Here is a 1,930-nt window from a genome sequence, read left to right as displayed (position 1 = left end):
GACGCTCGGCCTGCCGCTGGTGGCGGCGGGCGACGTGCACATGCACGTGCGTGGCCGCAAGCGCCTGCAGGACGTGGTGACCGCCGTGCGCCTGGGGCGGCCCGTGGCCGAATGCGGCTTCGCGCTGCAGCCCAACGCCGAGCGGCACCTGCGCGCGCGCATGCGGCTGGCCGCCATCTACCCGCCTGCGCTGCTGGCGGCCACGCTCGCCGTGGCGGCGCGCTGCACCTTCAGCCTCGACGAGATCCGCTACCGTTACCCGAAGGAAACCGTGCCGCCCGGCATGACCCCGGGCGAAGCCCTGGCCTGGTACACCGAGCAGGGCGCCCAGGGCCGCTACCCGATGGGCGTGCCGGAGGCCGTGCGCACGCAGATCGCCAAGGAGCTCGACCTCATCGCGCACTGCCGCTACGAGATGTACTTCCTCACCGTGCACGACATCGTGCGCTACGCCCGCAGCCGGGGCATCCTGTGCCAGGGGCGGGGCTCCGCCGCCAATTCGGCGGTGTGCTTTTGCCTCGGGGTCACGGCGGTCGATCCGACCAAGACGCGGCTGCTGTTCGAGCGCTTCATCAGCAAGGAGCGCGACGAGCCGCCCGACATCGACGTGGACTTCGAGCACGACCGGCGCGAAGAGGTCATCCAGTACATCTACGACAAGTACGGCCGCGAGCGGGCGGCCATCGCGGCCGTGGTCATCAGCTACCGCACGCGCAGCGCGCTGCGCGACGTGGGCAAGGCGCTGGGCGTGGCGCCCGCGCTCATCGATGCCTTCGCCAAGGACCACCACTGGTTCGACGAGGCCATCGCCACCGAACGCCTGCAGGAACTGGCCGAGGCCGTGGACGAGCCACTGGCGCCGCACATCGCCGAACTGTGGCTCAAGCTGGCGCGCGATCTGAAGGGCTTTCCGCGCCACCTGAGCCAGCACGTCGGCGGCTTCGTGCTCACCGAGGGCAAGCTCACGCGGCTGGTGCCCGTGGAGCCCGCCAGCATGGATGGCCGATCCATCATCCAGTGGGACAAGGACGACCTGGACGACATGCACCTCATGAAGGTGGACGTGCTCGCCCTGGGCATGCTGAGCGCGCTGCGCCGCGCCCTCGACCTGCGCGCCCTGCTGCGCGGCGAGCACTGGGACCTGGCCGGCATCCCGCGCGAGGACGGCGCCACCTACGACATGATCTGCGCGGCCGACACCGTGGGCGTGTTCCAGATCGAAAGCCGGGCGCAGATGAGCATGCTGCCGCGACTGCGCCCGCGCGAGCTGTACGACCTGGTGGTCGAGGTGGCCATCGTGCGGCCGGGGCCGATCCAGGGCGGCATGGTGCACCCGTACCTGCAGGCCCGGGAGCGGCGGTTGCGCGGCGAGCCGCTGGAACTGGAGCACAAAGAGTTGACAGAGGCCCTGGAGCGCACGCTGGGCGTTCCCATCTTCCAGGAGCAGGTCATGCAGATCGCCATGATCGCTGCCCGCTTCACGCCTGGCATGGCCGATGAGCTGCGCCGCTCCATGGCCGCATGGAAGCGCACCGGTGGCGTCCACCATTTCGAACAGCCGTTCATGGAAGGCATGGCTGCCAACGGCTATCGCGAAGATTTTGCCCGGCGCATTTTTCAGCAGATCAAAGGGTTCGGCGAATACGGCTTCCCGGAGAGCCATGCCTACAGCTTCGCCATGCTGGCTTATGCGAGCAGCTGGTTCAAGTGCCACGAGCCCGCATGCTTTCTGGCGGCGCTGCTCAACTCGCAGCCCATGGGTTTCTACACGCCTTCGCAACTGGTGCAGGACGCCGTGCGCCACGGCGTGCGCGTGCTGCCCATCGATGCGGTGCACAGCGACTGGGACGCGACCCTGGAGGGCGAGCCCCAGCCCGTGCGTGGCGTGGCCGACCCGCAGCCGGCCGTGCGCATGGGCCTGCGGCTGGTG

At 69.4% G+C, this 1,930-nt stretch carries 1 protein-coding gene; it reads left to right on the top strand.

All coding sequences use genetic code 11. From position 1 onward, the window contains the following. Window positions 1-1,930, top strand: a 1,930-nt coding sequence (locus AC27KI_RS23750; protein WP_487116183.1) for an error-prone DNA polymerase, incomplete at both ends; no start/stop codon positions are given.

Source organism: Acidovorax sp. KPB24-03 (assembly GCF_057546605.1).
This window is presented reverse-complemented; position numbering and strand designations above follow the sequence as displayed.